Origin of the sequence: Acidovorax sp. A79, from assembly GCF_041154505.1 — a bacterium.
GTDB lineage: Bacteria > Pseudomonadota > Gammaproteobacteria > Burkholderiales > Burkholderiaceae_C > Acidovorax.
Window position 1 is genome coordinate 4,790,807 of the sequence record NZ_AP028672.1, and the last position, 24,974, is coordinate 4,815,780.

Consider the following 24,974-nt stretch of genomic DNA (forward strand, 5'->3'; position numbering starts at 1 on the left):
ACCAGCATGAGTCCTTCACGTCCCTTCATCGAAAGGCCCGTGGCCACCGCGCTCCTGATGGTGGCCATCGTGCTCGCCGGGCTGCTGGGTTTCCGCTTCCTGCCGCTGTCCGCCCTGCCCGAGGTGGACTACCCCACCATCCAGGTCCAGACGCTGTACCCGGGCGCAAGTCCCGAAGTGATGAGCCGCACCGTGAGCGCGCCGCTGGAGCGGCAGTTCGGCCAGATGCCGGGGCTGGAGCGCATGGCCTCGACCAGCGCCTCGGGCGTGTCCATCATCACCCTGCAGTTCGGCCTGGGCCTGGCGCTGGACGTGGCCGAGCAGGAGGTGCAGGCGGCCATCAACGCCGGCAACTCGCTGCTGCCCGCCGACTTGCCCGCGCCGCCGGTGTATGCCAAGGTGAACCCCGCCGATGCGCCGGTGCTCACGCTGGCCATCAGCTCGGACACGCTGCCGCTGACCGAGGTGCAGAACCTGGTCAACACCCGCCTGGCGCAGAAGATCAGCCAGGTCAGTGGCGTGGGGCTGGTGTCGCTGGCGGGCGGGCAGCGCCCCGCGGTGCGCATCCAGGCCGACAGCAAGGCGCTGGCGTCGTACGGCATTGGCCTCGATACCCTGCGCACGGCCATCACCTCGGCCAATGCCAACAGCGCCAAGGGCAGTTTCGACGGGCCGCAGCGCTCCTACACCATCAACGCCAACGACCAGCTGCTGACGGTGGACGACTACAAGAACCTCATCGTGTCCTGGCGCAACGGCGCGCCGGTGCGCATGCTGGAGGTGGCGCGCGTGGTCGACAGCGCCGAGAACAACCGCCTGGGCGCCTGGGCCAACGAGACCCCGGCCATCATCCTGAACGTGCAGCGCCAGCCGGGCGCCAACGTGATCGCCACGGTGGACAACATCAAGAAGCTGCTGCCCGAGCTGCAGGCGGGCCTGCCCGCGTCGCTCAAGGTCCAGGTGCTGTCCGACCGCACCACGGGCATCCGCGCCTCGGTGCACCATGTGGAGATGGAGCTGGTCCTGGCCGTGCTCATGGTCGTGCTGGTGATCTTCTTCTTCCTGCACAGCCTGCGGGCCACGGTCATCGCCAGCCTGGCCGTGCCCATCTCGCTCATCGGCACCTGCGGGGTGATGTACCTGCTGGGCTACAGCCTCAACAACCTGAGCCTGATGGCGCTGACCATCGCCACCGGCTTCGTGGTGGACGATGCCATCGTGATGATCGAGAACATCGCGCGCTACCTGGAGGAGGGCGAGCCGCCGTTCCAGGCCGCGCTCAAGGGCGCCACGCAGATCGGCTTCACCATCATCTCGCTGACCGTGTCGCTGATCGCGGTGCTCATCCCGCTGCTGTTCATGAGCGATGTGGTCGGCCGCCTGTTCCGCGAATTCGCGGTCACGCTCGCCATCACCATCCTCATCTCCGGCATCGTGTCGCTCACGCTGGTGCCCATGATGGCCGCGCGCTGGCTGCGTGCCGAACCCGTGGGCGGCCCCCGGGGGATGGCGGGGCGCATCAACCGGGGGTTCGAGCGGGTGATCGCGGGCTACGACCGCTGGCTGCAGTGGGTGCTGCGCCACCAGGGCGTGACCCTGGCGGTGGCGGTGCTCACGCTGGCGCTCACGGCCCTGCTGTATGTGGTGATTCCCAAGGGCCTGTTTCCCACGCAGGACACCGGCCAGCTGCAGGCGCGCATCGAGGCCTCGCAGGACGTTTCGTACGACCGCATGAGCGAACTCCAGCAGGCGGCCGTGCGCGCCATCCTGCAGGACCCGGACGTGTTGTCGCTCAGCTCTTTCGTGGGAGTGGATGCCGCCAACAACACCATGCTCAACGCCGGGCGCATGCTGATCAACCTCCAGCCCCGGCGCGACGCGCAGGAGGCGATCATGCTGCGGCTGCGCGAGCGGGTTCAGGCGGTGGCGGGGGTCACGCTGTACCTGCAGCCCACGCAGGACCTGACGATCGACGCGGAGACGGGGCCGACCGAGTACCGCGTATCCATCGGCGGCGTGGATTCCGCGCAGGTCAACGACTGGACGCGCAAGCTGGTCGAGCGGCTGCAGAGCGAACCCAAGGTGCGCAACGCCACCACCGATGCGGGCGCGCAGGGCCTGTCGGCCTATGTGGACATCGACCGCAACACGGCGTCGCGCCTGTCGGTCACGGCCAGCACCGTGGACGACACGCTGTACAGCGCGTTTGGCCAGCGCATCGTGTCCACGATCTTCACCGAGACCAACCAGTACCGGGTGATCCTGGAGGCGCAGCAGGAGCAGCTCAATACGCCCGAGGCGCTTGGCACGCTGCAGCTGCGCACCGGCTCCGGCACCCCGACCCCGCTGGCGGCCGTGGCCACCATCCGGGAACAGCTGGCTCCGCTGCAGGTGACGCGCGTGGCCCAGTACCCGGCCGCGACGCTGGGATTTGACAAGGCCGAAGGCGTGTCCCTGGGCAGCGCGGTGGACGCGATCCGCGCCGCGGCCAAGGAAATCGGTGTGCCGCCGGGGCTGTCGATGGAGTTCCTGGGGGCCGCGGGGGCCTACGAAAAGTCGCTCTCCAGCCAGCTGTGGCTGATCCTGGCGGCGATGGTGTGCGTCTACATCGTGCTGGGCGTGCTCTACGAAAGCTACATCCACCCCGTGACGATCCTCTCCACGCTGCCATCTGCCGGGGTGGGGGCGCTGCTGGCGCTCATGGTGTCGGGCAACGACCTGGGCGTGATCGGCATCATCGGGATCATCCTGCTGATCGGCATCGTCAAGAAGAACGCGATCATGATGATCGACTTCGCCATCGACGCGGAACGCCATCAGAACATGCCGCCGCAGCAGGCCATCCACCAGGCCGCGCTGCTGCGCTTTCGGCCCATTCTCATGACGACCCTGGCGGCGCTGTTCGCGGCGCTGCCGCTGATGCTGGGCTGGGGCGAGGGCGCCGAACTGCGCCGCCCGCTCGGGCTCGCGATTTTCGGGGGGCTCATCCTGAGCCAGATGCTCACGCTGTTCACCACGCCGGTGATCTACCTGGCGTTTGACCGGCTGGGCCGCCGATGGACGGGCAGGGGCACGGCGGCGGCGCCCTTGCAGGCAGGAGAGGCGCCATGAACCTGTCGCGCCCCTTTGTCGAGCGGCCGGTCGCGACCGTGCTGCTCACCATCGGCATGGCGCTGGCGGGGATCGCGGCTTTTTTCGTGCTGCCGGTCTCGCCTTTGCCGCAGGTGGACTATCCCGCCATTTCGGTATCGGCCAGCCTGGCGGGGGCCAGCCCCGAGACCATGGCCACCAGCGTGGCCACGCCGCTGGAGCGGCGGCTGGGGGTGATCGCGGGGGTCAATGAAATGACCTCGTCCAGTTCCAATGGCTCGGCGCGGGTCAGCCTGCAGTTCGACCTGAACCGCGATATCGACGCGGCGGCGCGGGAGGTGCAGGCCGCCATCAACGCCGCCCGCGCCGACCTGCCCGCCACGCTGCGCAGCAACCCCACCTACAGAAAGCGCAACTCGGCGGCGTCGCCCGTCATCATCCTCGCGCTGACGTCCAAGACCCGCACGCCGGGCGAGATCTACGATGCCGTCTCCAACGTGGTGAGCCAGCGCCTGTCGCAGGTGGAGGGTGTGGGCGAGGTGGAGATCGGTGGCGGCTCGCTGCCCGCCGTGCGGGTGGAGCTGCTGCCGTTCGCGCTCAACCGCTACGGCATCAGCACCGAGGATGTGCGCGCGGCGATCCAGGCATCGAACGCCAACCGCCCCAAGGGCGCCATCGAGGGCGATGGCCGCCGGCTGCAGATCTACACGCCGTCGCCCGCGCGCAAGGCCGCCGAGTACGAATCGCTGATCGTCGCCTGGCGCAACAACGCCGCCGTCCGGCTCGGGGATGTGGCGCGCGTGGTGGATGGCGTGGAGAACCTGCGCACCGTGGGGCTGTTCAATGGCGAGCCCGCCATCATCGTGCTGGTCACGCGCCAGCCCGGCGCCAACATCATCGAGACCGTGGATGCCGTGCGCGCCCTGCTGCCCGATCTGCAGGCGCAGCTGCCGCAGGACATCCAGGTGGCGGTGGCGTCTGACAGCACCAATTCCATCCGTTCTTCCCTGCACGAGATCGAGCTCACCCTGATGGTGTCCATCGCCCTCGTGGTGCTGGTGGTGGGCCTCTTTCTGCGCAAGGCGCGCGCCACCGTGATTCCGGCGGTCGCCACGGTGGTGTCCCTGCTGGGCACTTTCGGCGTCATGTATTTCCTGGGCTTCAGCCTGAACAACCTGAGCCTGATGGCGCTGACGGTGGCCACCGGCTTCGTGGTGGACGATGCCATCGTGGTGCTGGAAAACACCATGCGGCACATCGAGGCCGGCATGGGCCGCATGGAGGCCGCGCTGCGCGGCGCGCGCGAAGTGGGGTTCACCGTGCTCTCGATCAGCCTGTCGCTGGTGGCGGTGTTCATTCCGCTGCTGTTCATGGACGGGCAGGTGGGGCGGCTGTTCCGTGAGTTCGCGATCACGCTGTCGGCGGCGGTGATGATCTCGCTGGTGATCTCGCTCACCACCACGCCCATGATGTGCGCGTGGCTGCTGCGCGAGCATGATCCTGCCAGCGACAAGCCGCCGTCGCGCCTGGCGCGATGGGCCGAGCGCGGCTACCAGGGCGTGCTGCGCGGCTACGAGCACAGCCTGGACTGGGCGCTGGCCAGCAAGGCGCTGGTGGTTCTCATCCTGCTGGCGGTGATCGGGCTCAACGTGTACCTGTTCGCCAAGATTCCCAAGGGGTACTTCCCCGAGCAGGACAACGGACAGCTCAATGCGGGCCTGCGGGCCGACCAGAGCATCTCGTCCGACGCGCTGGCGCGCAAGCTGCGCGAGGCCGTGGAGATCATCCGCAAGGATCCAGCGGTCGATACCGTGGTGGGCTTCTCGGGGGGCAGCCGCGCGGGGGGCGGCTTCATGTTCGTGAATCTCAAGCCCCTGGCGCAGCGCACGGACAGCACGCCGGCCGTCATCGCGCGCCTGCGGCCGCAGCTCAACCAGATCACGGGGCTGCGCGTGTTCCTGAACCCGGTGCAGGACCTGCGGATGGGCGGGCGCTCCAGCAATTCCACCTACCAGTACACGCTCAAGAGCGACAACATGGCGGACCTCAAGCAATGGGCCGGCAAGCTGGCGGAGCGGCTCAAGGATGAACCGCTGCTCAAGGACGTGGACACGGACCAGGCGGAAAATGGCGTGGAGACCTATGTGGAGGTGGACCGCGCCAGTGCCTCGCGCCTGGGGGTGAGTTCATCGGCCGTCGACAACGCGCTGTACAACGCGTTCGGCCAGCGCTCCGTGGCCACGATCTATGGCGAACTCAACCAGTACGCCGTCATCATGGAGTGGGCGCCCGAATACACGCGCGGTCCGCCGGCGCTCAAGGACATCTACGTGGCGTCCAACCCGACCGGCGCCACGGGGACGGCGGCGAACCCGGGACAGCGCGGCGCGTCCACGGGGCAGGTGATCAGCACCACGCCCTCCACCATGGTGCCGCTCAGCGCCATCGCGCGCGTGGTGGAAAGGGCCTCGCCCACCTCCATCAGCCACCAGGACGGTGAACTGGCCACCACCATCTCGTTCAACATCGACCCCGGTACCACGCTGGGCCAGGCGCGCCAGGTGATCGAGCAGGCGGAGGCCGACATCGCCATGCCGACCAATGTGCGTGGCAGCTTCCAGGGCACGGCGCTGAGCGCGCAGCAATCCCAGGGGCAGCAGGCGTTCCTGATCATCACGGCCGTCGTGGTGATCTACATCGTGCTGGGCGTGCTGTATGAAAGCCTGATCCATCCGATCACCGTGCTCACCACCCTGCCCTCGGCGGGGGTGGGGGCCGTGCTGGCCCTGCTGCTGTTCAACATGCAGTTCACCATCATCGCGCTCATCGGCGTGTTTCTTCTCATCGGGATCGTGAAGAAGAACGCCATCATGATCATCGACTTTGCCCTGGAGGCCGAGCGTGCCCGCGGCTTGACGGCGCTGGAGGCCGTGCGCGAGGCCTGTGTGCTGCGCTTTCGCCCCATCCTGATGACCACCATGGCCGCCGCGCTGGGCGCCTTGCCGCTGGCCATCGGCTTCGGCCAGGGGTCCGAGCTGCGCCAGCCCCTGGGCGTGGCGATCATCGGCGGGCTGATCGCCAGCCAGCTGCTGACCCTGCTCACCACCCCGGTGGTCTACGTGCTGCTCGACAAGCTGCGCACGCCCGCCCCCAACGAACAACACCTGAGCCGCGCCGGAGCCCCCGGCGCGGCCACCTGATCGGTGCCCATGACACATTTCCATGCCCCGCTCACACCCGGCGCGCCCACGGCGCGCCGCGCCGCCCGCCACCCTGCGCCACGCCCCATGGCCCGCCCGGCCTCCCTGGCGCTGGTGGCGGCCATCGCGGCCCTGCTGTCCGCCTGCTCGGTCACGCCGCCTTACCAGCAACCCGACATGGCGGTGCCCATGTCGTTCAAGGAGGCGGGCGCCACCTGGGCCCCCGCGGCGCCTGCCGACGCGCTGGACCGTGGCCCCTGGTGGGAGCTGTTCCAGGATGCCGAGCTCAACCGCCTGGCCGAGCAGGTGCAGCTGTCCAACCAGAACATCGCCGCCGCCGTGGCGGCCTACGCGCAGGCGCAGGCCGTGGTGCGGCAGCAGCGCGCGGGCCTGCTGCCGTCCGTGAGCCTCTCGGGCGGCGCCACGCGCACGGGCGGCGAGGGCGCCACGCGCTCGGGCCTGTCCACCCAGGCATCGCTGGGGGTGGACTGGGCGCCGGACCTCTGGGGACGCCTGCAAAGCGGCGTGAACAGCGCCCAGGCCAGCGCGCAGGCGAGCGAGGCGGACCTGGCCTCCGCGCGCCTGTCGGCCGTGGGCACGCTGGCCTCGGCCTACTTCCAGCTGCGCGAGGCGGATGCGGAGATCGAGCTGCTGCAGGCCACGGTGGAGGGCTATGAGCGCAGCCTGCAGATCGCCCGCAACCGCTACGGCGCGGGCGTGGTGGCCCAGACCGATGTGCTGCAGGCACAGACCCAGCTGGCCAATGCGCGCGCCGACCTGGCCACCGTGCGGCAAAACCGCGCGCGCTTCGAGCATGCGCTGGCCGTGCTGACCGGGCGCGCCCCGGCCGATTTTTCGCTGCCGCGCGCGCAGTGGGTGGCGGCGGTGCCCGAGGTTCCGCTGGGCGTGCCCTCGACGCTGCTGCAGCGCCGGCCCGACATCGCGGCGGCCGAGCGCGCGGTGGCGGCCGCCAATGCGCAGATCGGCATCCAGCGCGCGGGCTACTTTCCGAACCTGAGCCTGGGCGCGTCGGTGGGCAGCGGGGGCAGCAGCGTGGCCGACCTGTTCAAGGCGTCCACGCTGGTGTGGTCGCTCGGGCTGTCGGTGGCGCAGACGATCTTTGATGCCGGGGCCACCGCGGCCCGGGTGGAAGAAGCCCAGGCCGCGCGCGAGGGTCGCGTGGCGGTGTACCGCCAGACGGTGCTCACAGCGTTCCAGACGGTGGAAGACCAGCTCACGGTGCTGCGCACCTTGCAGGAGCAGGAGCCCCTGCGCCGCGAGGCGGTGGCCGCGGCGGAGCGCACGGCGCAGCAGCTGCTCAATCGCTACCGCGAAGGGCAGGTGGGCTACACCGAGGTGGTGACGGCCCAGGCCTCGGCGCTGTCCGCACAGCGTGCGCTGCTGCAGCTGCAGGTCAACCGCCAACTGGCGGCGGTGACGCTGGTGCAGGCGCTGGGCGGCGGGTGGCAGGCGCCGTGGCAGGCATCGGCACAGACGCCTCAGCAGGCGTCTGCACAGGCGCGGCCCTGAAGGGCGGCAGCCCGCTGCGCATATACTCCTGTTTTGATAGCTGCTAGCGCTTGCCAGGCAAGCGGTAGAGGCATATTTGACTTAAATTTTCCTTAAGGAGCGCGCGTGGACGTTGTATTGCTGGTCAAGGCCGCCATCATGGGCGTGGTCGAAGGCCTGACCGAGTTCCTGCCCATTTCCTCCACGGGGCACCTGATCCTGGCGGGCTCGCTGCTGGGTTTCGACGACGCCAAGGCCAAGGTGTTCGACATCGCCATCCAGACGGGCGCCATCTTCGCCGTCATCCTGGTGTACTGGCAGAAGATCCGCGAGACGCTCGTGGCCCTGCCCACCGAGCGCCAGGCGCAGCGGTTCGCGCTCAACGTGCTGATCGGCTTCCTGCCGGCCGTGGTGCTGGGCCTGCTGCTTGGCAAGATGATCAAGGCGCACCTCTTCACGCCGGTCGTGGTGGCCAGCACCTTCATCGTCGGCGGCTTCATCATCCTGTGGGCCGAGCGCCGCCCGCCGTCCGCCACGCGCATCCAGACGGTGGATGAGATGACGCCGCTCGATGCGCTCAAGGTCGGCCTGGTGCAGTGCCTGGCCATGGTGCCGGGCACCAGCCGCAGCGGCGCCACCATCATCGGCGGGATGCTGCTGGGCCTGTCGCGCAAGGCGGCCACGGACTTCTCGTTCTTCCTGGCCATCCCCACGCTGATCGGTGCCGGGGTGTACAGCCTGTACAAGGAGCGCGCGCTGCTGTCGGTGGCCGACATTCCGATGTTCGCGACCGGGCTGGTGTTCTCGTTCGTCAGCGCCTGGCTCTGCGTGCGCTGGCTGCTGCGCTACATCAGCAGCCACAGCTTCGTGCCGTTTGCGTACTACCGCATCGTGTTCGGCATCGTCGTCCTGGCGACCGCATGGACGGGCTGGGTGCAATGGGCGGGCTGATAATCCGCGCATGAACCGTCCTGTTCCGTTTGCCTGTCTGTGGTCCTGTGCTGCGGCGCTGGCGTGCCTGGGCGCCACGCCGCTGGCGCGCGGCGCGCAATCGCGCGCTGCCGAGGGGCCGCCTGCCCCCCAGTTCAACTATGCGCTGGGCGCCATCATGGGCTCCAGCCCCGACTATGCGGGGGGCGATGGCCGCAAGAACAGCCTGCGGCCGGCATGGGCGATCGAGTATGGGCGCTTTCGGCTCAGCACATCGCGCGGGAGCGCCTTCATGGGCCACGGGCTCGGTCCACGCGAATCGGGTGCCAGTGCCACGTTGGCGCAGGGGGACCAATTTCACCTGGGCGCGTCGCTGCGCATCGACAAGGGGCGCGACGGATCGGATGCGCCCATCCTCGTGGGGCTGCCCTCGGTGCGCTCCACCTTGCGCGCGAGGGTGAGTGCCGGGTATGCGCTGACGCCGCGGTGGTCCGTGGGCGCGGGCTTCTCGCAGGACATTCTCGGGCGCGACGGGGGCGCGCAGATGTCCGCCAGCGTCGGGTATGCATGGCCCGTCACCGCGCAGACCACGGTGACCTTCGGCGCGGGTGCCAGCTTTGGCGACCGCAGCTACCTGCGCGGCCATTTCGGCGTGCCGGCGGGCGGTGCCAGCCCCTTGCCGGCATTTGACCCCGGCGCCGGGCTGTACAGCGTGGATGCGGGCGTGGAGGTCATGTCCGCCATCAATCGCCACTGGGTCGTGCTGGGTGCCGCGCGCGTGTCGCAGCTCAAGGGCGACGCACGCCGCAGCCCGCTGACGGTGGAGCCCACGGGGTACTCCGTGACCGTGGGCCTGGCGTACCGCTGCTGCCGGTAGCGGCGTGGGCGGACCTGGCCGCCGGTGCGAAAGAACGCGGTGGGGGCGAGAGCACCCGCAGGCAGGCCGGGGACGGGTGCCCATCGAAAGTGATAAGCTGGGGTAGACACACTGTTACCTGTAGCAGGGCAATGCGAAACGCGTTCCGCCACGGCGGGGCCGGCGCGTGTTGCCTCATCTGTTGATGATCCTTTCCCCGCCGGGGGCTTTCGCCGCATGATGCAAGACGAGCCTGAGTTGCCGCCGCCCGCCTACGCCGCCCGCAAGGAGTCCTGGTCCAAAGCGGAATTGCTCGATCTGATCACCCGCAGCGCCGGGGCGACCATGGCTGTGGTGGACCGCAGCCTGACCATGATCTATGTCAACGATGAGTATGCCCGGTGGTTCGGCACCGTGCCCCACCACCTGATCGGAAAGTCCCTGGTGGAGGTGTACGGCGAGATCGATTGCGCGCGCTTCATGCCCTTTGTCGAGCGCGTGCTGCAGGGCGAGCGCGTGCAGTACCAGCGTCTGCTGCGCACGCCCTATGGCTTTGACGAGTGGCGCACCATCTGCCTGACGCCCTGGCACAACCCGCACGGCGTGATCGATGGCTTCATTACCACGGCGCTCGACGTCCATGAGCTGCAGGTCACCATGAACGCGCTGCGCGCCGCCAACCAGCGGCTTTCCTCGCACATGGAAAACAGCCCGCTCGCGGTGCTGGAGATGGACCACAACCTCAAGCTTCTGCATTGTTCGCAGCGTGCCGTGCAGCTCATGGGCTGGCTGCATGTGGCGGGGCTGGAGGGGCGGCTGCTGACGGAGCTCGTGGACCTGTCGTCCCAGGACGATGGGCTTGAGCATGCCCTGCAGCGCCTGCAGTCCGGGCAGGAGTCCCAGAACCGCGCGGAGACCTGCTTCACGCGGGAGGACGGGACCGAGGTGCATTGCGAGTGGTTCAACTCCGCGTTGACCGATGCCCAGGGCCAGGTCACTTCGATCATGGCGCTGGTGCAGGACGTCTCGGCCAAGATCCAGATCGCACGCCAGCAGCACTACCTGGCCAACCATGATTCGCTCACGGGCCTTTTCAACCGGGCGGCCTTTCAGAACCGGCTAGAGCAATCCCTGAGCCAGGCGCGGCGCAATGCGGGCTCCGTGGCGCTGCTGTTCATCGACCTGGACGGCTTCAAGGGCGTGAACGATTCCGAAGGCCATCGCGCCGGCGACGAGGTGCTGCGCATCGTCGCCCAGCGCATTGCCAGCACGGTGCGTGCGGGCGACACCCTGGCGCGCCTGGGCGGCGACGAATTCCTTGTCATGCTGGACCGGGACGTGACGCGCGATGTGACCGACACCATCGGCCAGCGCATCATTGACGCGCTGCACCAGGCCATGACCGTGGAAGGGCGGGATCTGTTCGTCGGCGCCAGCATCGGTGTCGCGGTGCACCCCCCGCTGGAGGGCGACATCGATGCCCTGATGAACCGGGCGGACCAGGCGATGTATTCCGCCAAGCGCGCGGGCAAGGGCCGGCTGCACTACGCGGACGCCGTCTGCCCTTGAGAGCCTGCCGGACCGGGGGCCCCGGCGCCGGGGCCGCGCGGCTTGCTCAGCCGTTGGGCAGCCGGATGCTCTGCTGGAAGTGGAAGAAGTTCGAGGGGTCGTACCGCGCCTTGACCTGCTGAAGGCGCGGATAGGCCGGGCCCCAGTAGGCCGTGGGGAAGTCCTGCAGGCTCGCGTCCGGGTAGTTCTGGTACACATGCCCGTTCAGGAACGGCTTGACCAGGTTCATGAAGCCATCGAGCCAGGCTTCCATCTGGGTGCGCTCCTGCGCATTGGTCCAGAACACGTCCACCACCAGGTCTGCATCGACATGGCGGTGGATGAAGGCGCTGTCGGCCACCGGGTAGCGGTTGATGGCGCCGCCATAGGGCTCCAGGTATGCGAGCGACCAGGGATTGGGGGAGGTCTGGAAGTAGTCGATGATGCGCTGCCAGTCCGAGCGCGACAAAGGCGCGCTGATGTAGCCGCTGGCCTTGGTCTCCGCCACGCCGTCGGGCAGGTTGTCCGGCAAGGTGTAGGGATGGTCCTCGAGCCAGATGTTCATCTCGGGGTAGGTGCCCGTCTTGTCGACCAGCAGCTGCGCGCTCGGGATCGCCATCAGCCGTGCGATGGCCTGCATGCCCGCCTCGCGCGTGCCGCAGAACATGCCTTGCACCATATAGACCGGCACACCGTTCTGGTAGCCCAGATTCATCATGTAGCCCAGCGCATCGGGGGCCCCGGTTTTCATGTAGTGGGCCTGCATCGTCGTGAGCACGTCCGCCGCGTGCGCCGCATCCCAGCTGATGGCCCAGGCCCACACCTGGTCCAGCCTCAGCATGCGGTAGGTGACCTGCAGCAGCACCCCGAAGTTGCCGCCCGTGCCGCCCCGCAGTGCCCAGTAGAGATCGGGGTTCTCCTGCGCGCTGGCGGTGACGATGGTGCCGTCGGCCAGCGCCACCCGCAACGACTCCACGAGGTCGCTCTGGATGCCGAAGGCGCGCGACGTATAGCCGTAGCCGCCCCCCTGCACGAACCCGCCCACGCAGACGCTGCCGCATGCCCCGGTGGGCACATGCCAGCCGGTGTGGTTCATGGCGCCGTTGAAATGATCGAAATCCGTACCCGGCAGCACGTAGACGCGCTCCCGGGCGGGATCGAGCACCACGCCCTGCAGTTCGCTCAGGTCCACCACCATGCCGCTGTTGACGGAATAGCCCGCCGTGCTGTGACCGCCGCAACGCACGGCCACCCAGACCTGATAGGTGCGCGCGACGGAAAGGCATTCGAGCACATCGTTCTCGCACGCGCAGTACACGATGATCTCGGGATAGGCCTGAAACGCGGGATTGGACTCCTGGCGGGCCGCGTTGTAGTCGGGGCTCGATGGCAGCACGATGCGGCCCACCAGCCTGGCCTCCAGCGCAGCGACCGCGTCCCAGGTGAGTGTCGCGCCGGGCGCGTTCTGGGCGGTGGCCTGCCGGGCGGCAAGCGACCGGAAGTGCGCGATGCGGGCGTCTTTGGCAACGCGGGCGGGACTTTTGCGATGGGCCATGGCGAACAATCCTTCGTGAAAACGCGAAGTCCCGTGTTTAACTGAAGCCAGGCTGTTTGACCAGTTCGGAATGGCCCGTGTTGCCGGCGGTGCTCAGGCGGAGGACAGTGCGAGGTCGCCGGTATTGCGCCGAAGGCAGAATTTGCCGCCCTGCTTGCCGCTGTACATGGCCGCATCCGCCAGCTTCAGAAGGCCGATGGCATCGTTGCTGTCGTCCGGGGCAATGGCATAGCCGATGGTCAGGCCCACTTCCACCCGCACGTTGCCCAGCGAGAAGGGCGAGCGGAATGCGTCCAGCAGCTTGTGCCCCAGCTCCTGCGCCTGTTGTTCGCTGCCCAGGTGGCCCGTCATCACGACGAACTCATCACCCCCCAGGCGGGCCACCACGTCGCTCTGGCGCACGTGGCCCTGCAGGCGCCGGGTCACCGCGACGAGCAATTCGTCGCCCACGTCGTGGCCGTGCTGGTCGTTCACGGGCTTGAACCCATCCAGGTCCATCACGTACACGGCCAGCAGCTTGTCGGGCCCGCAGCGCGCCAGCGCGGATGCCAGCGCGATGTTCAGGCCGCGCCGGTTGGGCAGGCCGGTCAAGGGGTCCGTGTGCGCGAGGGAGCGCATGGCGTCGCGCTCGCGGTTGGCGTCCAGCGCCTCCAGGCGCAGTGCCTTGGTGCGCAGGCCCAGCACGCGCATGAAGAGCAGCATGTCCAGCGTCGCGCCGAACTCGAAGGAGTGCAGGGTCCAGAAGTTCACCGGCACCCAGCCACGGATCACGCCGATCACCGTGGCCGTGGCCGCGAAGTAGACCAGCCACGCCAGCAGCAGGCTGCTGCCCACGGGGTCGCCCTGGCGCGCGCGGCGCACGGCGCCCGGGATGCCCATGAGCGCGGGAACCAGACCGAGGATGCTCACGATGGCGGCAACGGCCGGCGTGCTCAGGATGTCCAGCGCATGGATGAAAGCCAGCAGCACGCACAGCAGGGCGCCACCGCGCATCGTGCGCAGCAGGAGGCTCTTGGGGCGGTGCCCCACGAGGGCCTGGCTGATGAAGAGAAACGATCCGCAGGTGGCCATCAGCGCGGACAGGCCCGCCGCGTGGACTTCGAACCAGAGGCTGTCCTGCCAGAGGTACTGCGTGCCCAGGCCGAAGAGATGCAGTGAGAACAGCAGGCTGCCCGTGAGCAGCAGCGCGTACTGGATGAACAGCACGTCCCGCAGATTGATCCATTGCGCCAGGCTGTAAACCAGCAGGCACAGTGCCAGGCCCGTCAGGATGCCCTGCAGCATCTGCTCGTTCATCGCGGCGCTGTGCCATGCGGTGGGTTTGTTCAGCGTGACCGGCAGCACCATGGCGCCCCGGGTTTCCACGCGCAGCAGCAGGTCGTAGTCGTGCCCGGGCTGCATGGCGAGGGCCAGGGCGTGGGTGCGGCTGCGCAGCGGTCTTTGTGAAAAAGGCTGCAGGCTGCCCAGCGTGGCCTGCTGGCTGACATGGCCGTCTGTGGTGAGATAGACCTCGACGCGGTTGAGAACCGGGTAGTCGATGTCGGCGATCCAGATGCCGTCGGAGGTGGGCGATACCGTCAGCGGGATGCGGATCCACATGGCGTCGGACCGCACGCCCAGTGTTCCGCTGGTTCCGGGCGGCGCGGAGAAATCCGGGGCGCGGGCCATCGCATCCTGCACCGACTGCAGCCGCGTGGGATCGGCCAGCACCGTGACCGCTGGCCAGACGTTGACCGAAGGCACGTCGTCGCGCAGAAGCAGCCGGTCCGTGGCGGCCTGGCAGCCCTCGCCCGCGTGCACGAGCAGCAGCAGGCATCCCAGCACCCATTGCCAGGCCGGGGCCGGCAACCATTGCCACGGGAGCAGGGAAGGGACTGGGCGCATGGTGCTCGTCAATGCGCTGTGAGTATAGGAAGGCCCGCAACGCCTGGCACGCGGTATTTGCGCACGCCGGGGTCCCGCGCTTCCAGGGAGGATGTGATGCCCGCCCCGCCGGCCCCGCCCGTCCGGACGCTGTGGGCGCGCTGCCGGATGTTCGCCACAGCGGCCAGCGTGCCACTGCGCGAGCATGGATTCACGGCGGGCGCGTCGCCATCTGTGCTTGCCATGTTGCTCCCCGGCCTGCAGGGCGACAAGGGGCTGCGGTGCTCCATCATCCCGCCAGCGCCGGTGTGGTGGTGATGCGCCGCACCGAGTGCTTGCCGCCTTGTTTGCCCGCGTACATCGCGGCGTCTGCGTGCCGCATCAGGGCCTGCGGGTCCTCACTGTCCAGGGGCGCCAGTGCGTACCCGATGGTCAGCCCCACCTGGATGTGCAGGTGGCTCAATGTGAAAGGCTGCTCGAAGGCCCGCAACAGCGAGCGGCCCAGATCTTCGGCCTGCTCGGGCGTCGCCAGGTCGCGGGCCATGATGATGAATTCATCGCCGCCGAGCCGGGCCACGAGGTCGGTCTGGTGCCGCACGTTGGCCTGCAGGCGCCGGCCCACGGCCACGAGCAAATCGTCGCCCACATCGTGGCCGTGCGCGTCGTTCACGGGCTTGAATCCATCCAGGTCCATGAGGTACAGCGCCACCAGCCGCTGCGGCGAACACTGGGCCAGCGCGGCCTCCAGGGCGTGCTGCAGGTCGCGCCGGTTGCTCAGTCCCGTGAGTGGATCGGTGTGGGCCAGCGAGTGCATCACGTCGCGCTCTCGCATGGCCTCCTGGGCCTGTGCCTTGGCGGCCTGGGCGCGCAGGCCCAGCACGCGAAAGAAGAGCAGCATGTCCGCCGTGGCGCCGAACTGGAACGAGTGCAGGGTCCAGAAGTTCGCGGGCACCCAGCCCTGGACCAGGCACACCATCACGGCGGCGGCCACGCCGAAGGCGATCCAGGCCACCAGCAGGGTGGCGCCGATGGGGTCTTTCTGCCGCACCCGCGCGACGGCGGCAGGCAGGCTGATGAGGGAAGGCAGGGTGCCCGCCAGGCTCATGAACGCGATGGCGATGGGCACGCTCAACCAGCCGAACACGACGGCTGCGCAGACCATGGCCGTGATTGCTGCGCCCGCCCGCATGGTGCGTGCGTACCGGCTGCCCTGCGTGTGGCCGGCCAGGGTGTGGCCCAGGAAGAGGAACGAGCCCGCGAGGGCCGCCAGCCCCGCCACCAGGCCCGAATACCGATCCATCCATGGATTGCCAGGCCACAGGTACTGCGGACCGATGCCGAAGAACTGCAGCGAAAAGCCCGCGCTGCCCAGCACCACCAGCGCATAGAAGCCGAACATGGGATCGCGCTGCGTGACCCACTGCATCAGGCTGTACATCAGCAGGCAGAGCGCCAGCCCGTTGAGCAGGCCCTGCAGCATCTGCTCGCCCAGGGCCTGGCGCATGTGAATGGGCATTTCGCTGACCGTGATGGGCAGGATCAGCGGACCGGTGGCCTGCACGCGTATCAACAGGTCGTAGGGCTGCCCGGCCCGCAGGTCGAACACCATCGCCGGCGTGCGGCTGGACCGCTGCGTCTGGTCAGACGGGCTTGTGCGGACCTGCTGAAGCACCTGGCCGCCGCTGGCCAGGTACATTTCGGCCTGCAGCGAGCTGTAGCCGATATTGACCACCCAGGGGGTGCGCGGCGCCTCGGGCGCAATGATGGGGATGTGCAGCCACATCGCTGCCTTGTGCACGCCCAGCGAGCCGCCGCGCCGCGCGGGCGCCTCGAATTCGTCCAGGCGGCCCAGCATGTCCTGCGCCGAGAGCTGGTACGTGGGGTCGGCCTTGAGCGTGATGGCCTCCCAGGCATTCACTTGCGGCCTCTCCTGCGTGAGCACCAGGGGCGTGCCCGCCTGCGCGCCCACGGGCAGGGCCAGGGGAGCGAGCAGCCACAGCAGGATGGATGCCCTGCGGCAATGCGCGCGCCAAAGCCGGGCCAGCATCAGGAGAACGCGGGGCAGCAGGTGCATCGGCGTGAGAACAACGGCTACGTGGCTTGCCGCGCCGGGCCCGCGCTGGCGGCCTTCGCCTTCCCGGCCAGGCCCAGGCTCCAGCTGCCATGGGTGGTCAGCCGGTCCTCGATGCGGTTGAGCCAGCGGGGGGCGTGGGGGTCATCGCTCCAGCTGTGCATCACTTCGTCCACCTGGTTGAGCAGCTCGGTGGGCAGCTGGAGGGGGCGGGTCTGGCTCATGAGCACCTTGCTCATGAAGTGGTAGCCCAGGATGCGGGTGAGGGCCCGCACGATGGAGAAGCGGGGGAGCACCATCCGCGCGGCCACGTCGACGGCCCGCGCCAGCAGCAGCACTCCCCAGAACAGCAGCGCCGACGGCCAGGGCACGGGCTGCGTCAGGCCCAGGTCGCTCGCCGTGTCACGCCCGCACAGGTAGCGGGTCATGAGCCGGGGAAAGGGCTTCACGATGGGCCAGGGCAGGGCGTTCTCCATGGTCTGCATCAGGGCCTGGCCCAGGGCGGGACGGGGGTCTGGCGTGACGGGTTCGGCGCGGCCGCGGGCCTGCATCCGCGCCATCAGGGCCTTGCCCTGGTCCATGGTGTCCACCATCAGGGCGCGGTCGATGCCCAGGATGTGGCCCACCACGTTCCAGGCATGCAGATAGGCTTCCTCGTCGGCCGCCCGCAAACCGATGCCCAGGCGGCGCAGGCTGCGCAGGAACACATAGCCAAACGTGAGCAGGGTGTAGGCCAGTTCTTCCTGGTTGCAGGGCAGGCCGTCACCTTGGAGGTTCCAGCCACGGGCATACAGCGTCTGGAACATGGCCTGGCGTCCGCCCTGGGTCTGCAGGGCCTGCGGCGCAATACGCCCGGCGCCGCCCGCCAGCAGGTCCCTGACGGCATTCTGGGGGCTGCCATGCAGGATCAGGTTGCGGATGGTGGCGTGGATCAGGCGTACCTTGAGCACCTGCGCCACGCCGGCGCCGCGCTGGCTGAGGCCACCATGCATCATCACCGGAAAGATCATCGCGGCGGTGGAGCGGATGCGGTACTCCGCGTTCTGCTCCAGCTGGCCGGAGGTGTGCAGCACGCTCGACAGGTCGGGAATCACGTAGCACTCGGGCAGGCTGGCGCAGAACAGCAGGATGCATGACAGCGCCCCGTGTTCCATGAACAGCTTCTCGGCGCGCTCGATCTTGCGGGCATCGGCCCAGGGCGGCAGCACCTGGGCGGTCTGCACGTAGTGGTCCAGTGCCTTGGACATGGCCGCATCCACCCCCTCGCCCTGGGCGGTCCAGCCCACCAGGCTTGCGTTGTCCGCCCACTGGCCGAACAGGCGGTTCACGGTGTCGATGCGCGACCATTGCGGTGCGTCCATCGCCACGTCCCCTTCGGGCCAGTCGCCCAGGATGTCGGCGATGGTCTGGTCGGCCAGCGGGTCGGCGTGGCGCTGCATGCCTGCAAGCTCCGAATCGGACAGCGGGGATGGTGAGAGGGTCTTGCCGTGGTTCATGCTGCGGTCTCCGTGGTTGCGCGCCAGCGCTGAAAGCCCGCCAGGGCGCACAGCAACGGGATGCCCATGGCGAACGGCGCGATCGAGCGGATCTCCACCGGATTGCCCAGGATCATCTGGAACACCATGCCCGATGCGTAGATGGCCAGTGGCACCAGCGCATGGCGGCGCAGGAAGGGGCTGGTCGGGCGAAGCGCGAGTTTGCGCACCGACATGCGAAAGCCAAAGATGATCACGAAGGCCACGAACACCCAGCCAAAGAAGCCCTGCACCGTCTCGCCAAACCAGGCGCCGTCGGTCTTGGCCATGATCCAGGCTTTCAGGGTGTAGACCAGGTAGGGGTCGGCGCCCAGGTCGAACGCGGTGACGATCATCGCCGCCAGGAACGACAGCATCGCGGCGTGGCCCAGCCCCGGCGCGCCGTCCACCGGCGACTGCCAGACGATGAGGTTGCTGATCACGTAGCCCGCATACGTCAGCGCGAACCACATCATGGGAATGACGATGGGAACATCCACAAACCGCGCGCCCAGCACCTCGGTGTAGGTGTAGTGCCCGAAGAACCAGCCATGCGTGGTACCCATCTGCTCGGCGAACCAGCCCAAGCCCAGGGCGATCAGCACGAACTGCAGCGCGGGCCGGGCGCCCAGCAGGTGTGTGGCGCTGGCCCAGCAGCACGCGAACATGAGCACCGAGGCCGTGACGATGGCGATGGTGGTGTCGTTGTGGGTGCGCACCGCCGTGGCCACCAGGAAGGCGGCCAGCAGGGCAAAGCTCAGCGCCGGCAGGCGCGCGGCCAGTGGGGTCCGTGCAGGCATGTGTGTATCACGCTGTAACAAACCTCCAGTGTAGAGGATGGAGCCAAAAATGGCGCGGCCTGTGTGTCCTGCGCATCAGCGCGCTTTTTCGGCGCTTTTGGCGGTTGTTCCGGTGCTATGCCGCTGGGCTCAGGGGTTCAGCGACGCCAGGTTGAGCAGGGAGGCCTCCATGGCGGCGGCCGTGGCCAGCGGCTGCTCCATGGGGAAAAGGTGGCTGCCGTCGAGCATCATCGTGCGGCCCTGGGTGATGCGCAGCGTCATGGCCATGCCCACCTGCTTCATTTCGTCCGAGTCCCGCCCGCCGATGAAGGCGGCCGGGCATTGCAGCGGATGGGTGCCGAGCAGCCGGCCCAGGTTGTGCGGCAGCGTGTTGTAGATGGCGGTTTCCACCGCACGGTCGAATCCGAGCACGCGCTTGCCATCGTGGTCCTGCAGTCCGTGGCTGATGTAGTCCTGCAACACGTCCGGATGCCACTGTACAAAGGCCTTCTTCTTGCGGAAGTGTTCCAGCGCCTCGTCATTGCTGGCCCAGCTGAAGCGCCGCTGCCGGCTGATCTTGCCGGGCGAGATGGAGCCCACCACCTGCGTGCGCTTGGCCACGCCGACCGCGTTGGCCTTCCAGCCGCCCAGCAGGGGCGAGTCGATCAGCAGCACGCCGCGCACGAGCTCGGGGTGGCGGGCCGCTGCCATCACGCTCAGGAAACCGCCGAGCGAATGCCCTGCCAGAAACACTGGCGCACCCAGGCGCTGGACCTGCGCCGTGGCGAAGTCGGCGAGCTGCTGCACCAGGTGCGGCCAGTTGTTGGTGACGGGGTACCTGGGGTCGTGCCCATACCGATCCACCGCGCTCACTTCGAACCCGCGGGCCCGCAGGTGCTTGAAAAGGACGCGGTAGGTGCTCGCTGGGAAGCTGTTGGCGTGCGAAAAGACGATGGGAAGCATGGGGTACCCGGCAGGAGGGGAGGTCGGGCGCTGCGGCCCCGCGGCCGTCAGATCAGCTTGTCCAGATGGTTGGTGATCTTCTTGAGCGGCTTGCTGCGCGCCGGGTTCACCATGATGGGCACGGTGGTCACGCCGCCGCCCCAGGCGGGGTCTTCGATGCTGTCGAACACCTGACGCAGCTTCTGGCCCCAGCTGTCGTGCAGCATGCGGAAGTAGGGATTGTTCTCGTCGATGCACACCACTTTCTCGGTCGAGAAACGGTCCACCTCATAGACGACGAGGTCCAGCGGCAGGCCCACCGAGAGGTTGGACTTGAGCGTGCTGTCCATGGAGACCAGCGCGCACTTGGCGGCTTCGTCCAGCGGTGTTTCGGGTGTCAGCACGCGGTCGAGCACGGGCTTGCCGTACTTGGATTCGCCGACCTGGAAGTACGGCGTCTCGGACGTCGCCTCGATGAAGTTGCCGGCCGAATACACCTGGAACAGGCGCATGCCCTCGCCCTTGATCTGGCCGCCGAACACCATGGACACATTGAAGTCCACGCCCGAGCGCTTGAGCGCCGCGCCGTCGCGCTCGTGCACGTGGCGCACGGCGGCGCCCAGCACGCGGGCCGCGTCGAACATGCTCTTGGCGTTCCAGATGGAGATCGTCTCGCCCGAGTCACCGTCCTTGAGCTGCTCGGTCTGCAGGATCTCGCGCACCGACTGCGAAATGGACAGGTTGCCCGCCGACAACAGCACCATGAAGCGGTCGCCCGCCTTCTCATACACCATCATCTTGCGGAAAGAGCTGATCTGGTCCAGGCCGGCGTTGGTGCGCGAATCGGACAGGAAAACCAGCCCGGCGTTGAGTTTGATGGCGACGCAATACGTCATGGAAAAAGTGGGGTCGTTGGAAGAGAGGAACCCGCGAGTTTAGTCTGGCGTGGGAAGGCCCCCTCGGGAGGTGGTGCCGGACGGCTCTCCTGTGCTCCGTGGCGGGTATGCGAAATTGATAGCAATGGAGGATGGATGGACAAGCGCTGCAGGCTATTTTTATTAAAAATCGGCTTGCTTCAACCCCCCGCCGCCAACCCGTGGCCACAGCAGTTGGCAAGGCAAGGTCCGCCGCGGGGGCAAAGGGCTATTCCTCCCAGGCCAGGCAGCATGCGCCCGCCGCTCCTATCATCCGCCGCTTCACCTGAAGGGCCCTGCCGTGTTGAAGAATCCACTGATCCTGTCTGGAACCCGCCGCGCCTGCGCGCTGGCCCTGGTTGCATTGCTGGCGGCCTGCGGCGGGGGCGGCACGGAAGAACCTGGCGATGGTGGCAATCCGCCAGCGCCACCGCCCGCCCCGGTGCGCTCCGGCCAGCTTGAATCCGCCGCCGCGCTGGGCACCGTGCCGACCGCCGACATCGCCGCGGCCCTGGCCGCCAAGGAGTCGCTGGCCCAGGACGTGGTGCCGCGCTACAGCGTCGCCTCCTACCGGCTCGAATACCTCACCACCGATGCCGACGGCAAGGAGGTTCGCGCCTCCGGCCTGGTCAGCGTGCCGCAAAAGCCCGCCGGTGCCAAAAGCCCGGTGCTCAGCTACCAGCACGGCACCATCTTCCGCGATGCCGAGGCGCCCAGCAACAACGCGGTGGCGTCGGAGGTGTCGGTGGTGCTCGCATCGCTGGGTTACATCGTGCTGGCGCCCGACTACGTGGGTTTTGGCGCCTCCAAGGGCACGCCCCACCCCTACCTGCTGGCGGCGCCCTCGGCGGCCGCCACGGCGGATTTTCTGACGGCCGCCCGCACCTGGCGCGGCCAGGCCAACGTGGCGGACAACGGCCAGCTCTTTCTGACCGGCTACTCCGAAGGCGGCTACGTCACCATGGCCACGCACCGCGCGCTGCAGGCAGGCGGATCGCCGCACCTGCAGCAGCTGCGCATGGTGGTGCCGGGCGCGGGGCCCTACAACGTGCAGACCACCATGGATGGCCTGGTGGAGCTGGTGCGGCAAGAACAGCCGGTGATCGGCGCACTCATCAACCCGGGCTTCCTGCGCTACCTGAGCGGCAGCGTGCAGCGCGAGGTGCGCCGCCTGCTGCTGCGTGCGCTCATCCCGGGCGATGCCGACGTGGCCTATGACACGCGCTTCATCGACCACTTCCTGGCCGACGATGTGCAGGCCCTGGCCAGCGCCAGCAACGTCTACGACTGGAAACCCAACGTGCCCGTGCGCCTGTACCACGGCCGCGACGACCGCACGGTGCCCTACGCCAGCTCGGTCAGCACCGTGCGCGCCATGCAGAATCGCGGCGCGGGCGACCTGGCCGGCCTGACCGAGTGCCGCGCACGACCGGTGGCCGGGCATCTGCAGTGTGTGCCGCCGTTCATCACCTTCATGCTCGGGCAGCTGGCACCAGTGGCGCAGGATCTTTGAGCCGGGGCGCCGCGGTGGCCTTCCGGGGCGCCGGGCCGGGAGCCTGGTGGCGTCGCCTCAGCCCGCCATCTTCTTGAGCTGGTAGAGCGCATCCAGCGCCTCGCGCGGGCTCAGCGCATCGGGATTGATGCCGGCCAGCGCGGCCTCCACCGGGCTGGCGCCCGCGCCCTCGGGCGCGGCCGGGGTGGCGAACAGGTCCACCTGCAGGTCGTTCTCGCCCGCGCGCTCCTCCAGCGCGGCCAGCGCATGGCGGGCGTGGTGCAGCACCGGCGAGGGCATGCCCGCGAGCTTGGCCACCTGGATCCCGTAGCTGCGGCTGGCCGGCCCGGGCTGGATCTCGTGCAGGAACACGATGTCCGCGCCCGACTCGGTGGCGCTCACGTGCATGTTGATCGCGTGGCGCGCCTTGGCGGGCAGCTCGGTCAGCTCGAAGTAGTGCGTGGCAAAGAGCGCGAACGCGCGGGTCTTGTCGTGCAGGTGCGTGGCGATGCCGCTGGCCAGCGCCAGGCCGTCGAAGGTGCTGGTGCCCCGGCCGATCTCGTCCATCAGCACCAGGCTGTGGGGCGTGGCCGCGTGCAGGATCTGTGCGGCCTCGGTCATCTCCAGCATGAAGGTCGACTGCGCGTTGGCCAGGTCGTCCGCCGCGCCGATGCGGGTGTGGATCGCGTCGATGGGCCCCAGCCGGCAGCTGGCGGCCGGAACGTGGCTGCCCATGCTGGCCAGCAGCACGATGAGCGCCACCTGCCGCATGTAGGTCGACTTGCCGCCCATGTTGGGGCCGGTGATGACCTGCATGCGCGTATTGGCGTTCAGCCGCGTGTGGTTGGCGATGAAGCTGCCGCTCGACGTCTCGGCCAGGCGCGCCTCGACCACGGGGTGGCGGCCCCCTTCGATCTCGATGCAGGGCTCGGGCACGAACTGCGGCGCGCACCAGTTCAGCGTGAGCGAGCGCTCGGCCAGCGTGCACAGCACGTCCAGCGTGGCCAGGGCCTGCGCCAGGCGGGTGAGCGCGGGCACGTGGGGCTGGAGCTGGTCGAGGATCTGCTCGTACAGCCACTTCTCGCGCGACAGGGCGCGCTCGTTGGCCGACAGCGCCTTGTCCTCGAAGGCCTTGAGCTCGGGCGTGATGAAGCGCTCGGCGTTCTTCAGGGTCTGGCGGCGGCGGTAGTCGTCGGGCACCCGGCCAAGGTTGCTGCTTGTCACTTCGATATAGAAGCCGTGCACCTTGTTGAACTGCACGCGCAGGTTGGCGATGCCGGTGCGGGTTTTCTCGCGCGTTTCCAGGTCCAGCAGAAAGGCATCGCAGTTGGTCTGGATGGCGCGCAGTTCGTCGAGTTCGGTATCGAAGCCCGGGGCGATCACGCCGCCGTCGCGCACCAGCGCGGCGGGCTCCTCGGCGATGGCCGCACACAGCAGGGCGGTGCAGCCCTCGGGCGGATGCAGGTGGCTGAAGATCTGAATCAAATAGGGCTCTGGCGCTTGTCCAGAAAGCGCTAGCAGCTCTGATTTTTGTAGCGTCTTGCAGAGCGCGACCAGCTCGCGCGGGCGCACCTGGCGCAGCGCGATGCGGGCGGTGATGCGCTCCACATCGCTCACGCCCTTGAGTTCGCCGCGCAGTGTGGACCAGGGGCCCGCACCGCCGCCTGCGCCGCCCGCACCCCGCAAGGCTGTGGTGGCCGACAGGCGCTGGCGTGCCTCGGCGCGGTCGCGGCGCGGCTCCAGCAGCCAGGTCTTGAGCAGGCGGCTGCCCATGCCGGTCATGCAGGTGTCCAGCAGCGAGAACAGCGTGGGCGCGTCGTCGCCGCGCAGGGTCTTCACGAGCTCCAGGTTGCGCCGCGTGGTGGCGGGCAGGTCGATGAGGTCGTCGCCGCGCTGCACCTGCACGCTGTGCACGTGCGTGAGCGTGCGGCCCTGGGTGTGCTCGGCATAGGCCAGCAGGCCAGCCGCGGCGGCGTGCGCCTCGCCCAGGTCCTGCGCGCCCCAGGCCTGCAGGCTGGCGGCGCCCAGGTTTTCGAGCAGCTTGCGCTCGCCCAGGGCGCTGTCGAACTGCCAGTCGGGCCGGGGGCTCATGGGGCAGTTGAAGGCGCCGCCCTGGCGCAGCGCCTGCAACTGCTGCTCGAAGCGGTCCGTCACGCCCGCGCTGTAGATCAGCTCGCTGGGGCCCACGCGCGCGATCCACCCGCCCAGTTCGTCCTGCGCGCATTCGGCCAGGTACACGCGCCCTTGGGTCACGCTCAGCCACGCCAGGCCGCAGCGCGCGCGCGGCGCCTGGTGCACGGCCATGAGCAGCGATTCGGACTTGTCGGACAGCAGCTCCGTGTCGGTCAGCGTGCCGGGCGTGACCACCCGCACGACCTTGCGCTCCACCGGCCCCTTGGCCGCGCCCACTTCGCCCACCTGCTCGGCGATGGCCACCGACTCGCCCATCTTGATGAGGCGGGCCAGATAGTTCTCCAGCGCATGGAAGGGAACGCCCGCCATGGTCACCGGCTGGCCGCCCGACTGGCCGCGCTGCGTGAGGGTGATGTCGAGCAGGCGCGCCGCCTTTTCGGCGTCGCCATAGAACACCTCGTAGAAATCGCCCATGCGGTAGAACACAAGCGTTTCGGGATACCCGGCCTTCAGGGCCAGGTACTGCTGCATCATGGGGGTGTGGTGTTCGAGCGTGTCGGACATGCGGGGGGCCGGGA

Annotated in this window: 15 protein-coding genes; 7 read left to right on the forward strand and 8 right to left on the reverse strand. The window is 68.5% G+C overall.

Translation table 11 applies throughout. The features are described from left to right. The first annotated feature begins 6 nt into the window (after window positions 1-6). From ACAM51_RS22035 to ACAM51_RS22060, 6 genes are all read left to right on the forward strand, one after another. Entirely contained in the window at window positions 7-3,111 is a 3,105-nt protein-coding gene (locus ACAM51_RS22035; RefSeq protein ID WP_218293823.1) for an efflux RND transporter permease subunit, read from the forward strand. After that, the gene (locus ACAM51_RS22040) at window positions 3,108-6,290 is read left to right on the forward strand and encodes an efflux RND transporter permease subunit (protein WP_218293824.1); all 3,183 of its coding nucleotides are present in this window, start codon (window positions 3,108-3,110) and stop codon (window positions 6,288-6,290) included. The genes ACAM51_RS22035 and ACAM51_RS22040 overlap by 4 nt, the downstream gene beginning before the upstream one ends. A gap of 87 nt (window positions 6,291-6,377) precedes the next feature. After that, entirely contained in the window at window positions 6,378-7,820 is a 1,443-nt protein-coding gene (locus ACAM51_RS22045) for an efflux transporter outer membrane subunit (RefSeq protein WP_369643869.1), read from the forward strand. A gap of 105 nt (window positions 7,821-7,925) precedes the next feature. Beyond that, the gene (locus ACAM51_RS22050) at window positions 7,926-8,750 is read left to right on the forward strand and encodes an undecaprenyl-diphosphate phosphatase (RefSeq protein ID WP_218293825.1); all 825 of its coding nucleotides are present in this window, start codon (window positions 7,926-7,928) and stop codon (window positions 8,748-8,750) included. A gap of 10 nt (window positions 8,751-8,760) precedes the next feature. Next, entirely contained in the window at window positions 8,761-9,606 is an 846-nt protein-coding gene (locus ACAM51_RS22055) for a MipA/OmpV family protein (protein ID WP_255591799.1), read from the forward strand. 216 nt (window positions 9,607-9,822) lie between these two features. After that, window positions 9,823-11,154 carry a diguanylate cyclase gene (locus tag ACAM51_RS22060; protein WP_218293826.1) on the forward strand — a complete coding sequence of 444 codons (1,332 nt, stop codon included), beginning with the start codon at window positions 9,823-9,825 and terminating at the stop codon, window positions 11,152-11,154. A 46-nt stretch (window positions 11,155-11,200) separates the two neighbouring features. Here the strand turns inward: ACAM51_RS22060 and ACAM51_RS22065 are convergent, their stop codons facing one another. The 7 genes from ACAM51_RS22065 to ACAM51_RS22095 all read right to left on the reverse strand — a co-directional run bounded on the left by ACAM51_RS22065 (window position 11,201) and on the right by ACAM51_RS22095 (window position 20,753). Next, window positions 11,201-12,688, reverse strand: coding sequence for an FAD-binding oxidoreductase (locus tag ACAM51_RS22065; RefSeq protein WP_218293827.1), 1,488 nt, complete (start codon window positions 12,686-12,688; stop codon window positions 11,201-11,203). Window positions 12,689-12,781: 93 nt separating this feature from the next. After that, the gene (locus ACAM51_RS22070; protein WP_218341647.1) at window positions 12,782-14,572 is read right to left on the reverse strand and encodes a diguanylate cyclase; all 1,791 of its coding nucleotides are present in this window, start codon (window positions 14,570-14,572) and stop codon (window positions 12,782-12,784) included. A gap of 268 nt (window positions 14,573-14,840) precedes the next feature. After that, window positions 14,841-16,625 (reverse strand): diguanylate cyclase, encoded by a 1,785-nt coding sequence (locus tag ACAM51_RS22075; RefSeq protein ID WP_369641863.1) that lies wholly within the window; start codon window positions 16,623-16,625, stop codon window positions 14,841-14,843. Between the two features lie 17 nt (window positions 16,626-16,642). Beyond that, window positions 16,643-18,118, reverse strand: a complete 1,476-nt coding sequence (locus ACAM51_RS22080; protein ID WP_369641864.1) for an oxygenase MpaB family protein — start codon at window positions 18,116-18,118, stop codon at window positions 16,643-16,645. Then, a complete protein-coding gene (locus ACAM51_RS22085) occupies window positions 18,115-18,936 on the reverse strand; it encodes a carotenoid biosynthesis protein (RefSeq protein WP_218293830.1) in 822 nt (273 codons plus the stop codon). The genes ACAM51_RS22080 and ACAM51_RS22085 overlap by 4 nt, the downstream gene beginning before the upstream one ends. A gap of 129 nt (window positions 18,937-19,065) precedes the next feature. Beyond that, on the reverse strand, window positions 19,066-19,878 hold the full coding sequence (locus ACAM51_RS22090; protein WP_369641865.1) for an alpha/beta hydrolase: 813 nt from the start codon (window positions 19,876-19,878) through the stop codon (window positions 19,066-19,068). Between the two features lie 47 nt (window positions 19,879-19,925). Then, window positions 19,926-20,753 (reverse strand): proteasome-type protease, encoded by an 828-nt coding sequence (locus tag ACAM51_RS22095; RefSeq protein ID WP_218293832.1) that lies wholly within the window; start codon window positions 20,751-20,753, stop codon window positions 19,926-19,928. A 319-nt stretch (window positions 20,754-21,072) separates the two neighbouring features. Between ACAM51_RS22095 and ACAM51_RS22100 the strand changes: the two genes are divergently transcribed. After that, window positions 21,073-22,284: an alpha/beta hydrolase family protein gene (locus ACAM51_RS22100; protein ID WP_369641866.1), complete on the forward strand. Its 1,212-nt coding sequence runs from the start codon at window positions 21,073-21,075 to the stop codon at window positions 22,282-22,284. A 57-nt stretch (window positions 22,285-22,341) separates the two neighbouring features. On the opposite strand, the gene mutS is transcribed toward ACAM51_RS22100, so the two are convergent. After that, entirely contained in the window at window positions 22,342-24,960 is a 2,619-nt protein-coding gene (gene mutS, locus ACAM51_RS22105) for a DNA mismatch repair protein MutS (RefSeq protein WP_218341644.1), read from the reverse strand. Window positions 24,961-24,974 lie beyond the last annotated feature (14 nt).

Bases quoted from the DNA above. Each gene is read 5' to 3' on its own strand.
- ACAM51_RS22035 (WP_218293823.1), top strand. From the start codon at position 7: ATGAGTCCTTCACGTCCCTTCATCGAAAGGCCCGTGGCCACCGCGCTC.
- ACAM51_RS22040 (WP_218293824.1), top strand. From the start codon at position 3,108: ATGAACCTGTCGCGCCCCTTTGTCGAGCGGCCGGTCGCGACCGTGCTG.
- ACAM51_RS22045 (WP_369643869.1), top strand. From the start codon at position 6,378: ATGGCCCGCCCGGCCTCCCTGGCGCTGGTGGCGGCCATCGCGGCCCTG.
- ACAM51_RS22055 (WP_255591799.1), top strand. From the start codon at position 8,761: ATGAACCGTCCTGTTCCGTTTGCCTGTCTGTGGTCCTGTGCTGCGGCG.
- ACAM51_RS22060 (WP_218293826.1), top strand. From the start codon at position 9,823: ATGATGCAAGACGAGCCTGAGTTGCCGCCGCCCGCCTACGCCGCCCGC.
- ACAM51_RS22065 (WP_218293827.1), bottom strand. From the start codon at position 12,688: ATGGCCCATCGCAAAAGTCCCGCCCGCGTTGCCAAAGACGCCCGCATC.
- ACAM51_RS22070 (WP_218341647.1), bottom strand. From the start codon at position 14,572: ATGCGCCCAGTCCCTTCCCTGCTCCCGTGGCAATGGTTGCCGGCCCCG.
- ACAM51_RS22075 (WP_369641863.1), bottom strand. From the start codon at position 16,625: ATGCACCTGCTGCCCCGCGTTCTCCTGATGCTGGCCCGGCTTTGGCGC.
- ACAM51_RS22080 (WP_369641864.1), bottom strand. From the start codon at position 18,118: ATGAACCACGGCAAGACCCTCTCACCATCCCCGCTGTCCGATTCGGAG.
- ACAM51_RS22085 (WP_218293830.1), bottom strand. From the start codon at position 18,936: ATGCCTGCACGGACCCCACTGGCCGCGCGCCTGCCGGCGCTGAGCTTT.
- ACAM51_RS22090 (WP_369641865.1), bottom strand. From the start codon at position 19,878: ATGCTTCCCATCGTCTTTTCGCACGCCAACAGCTTCCCAGCGAGCACC.
- ACAM51_RS22095 (WP_218293832.1), bottom strand. From the start codon at position 20,753: ATGACGTATTGCGTCGCCATCAAACTCAACGCCGGGCTGGTTTTCCTG.
- mutS (WP_218341644.1), bottom strand. From the start codon at position 24,960: ATGTCCGACACGCTCGAACACCACACCCCCATGATGCAGCAGTACCTG.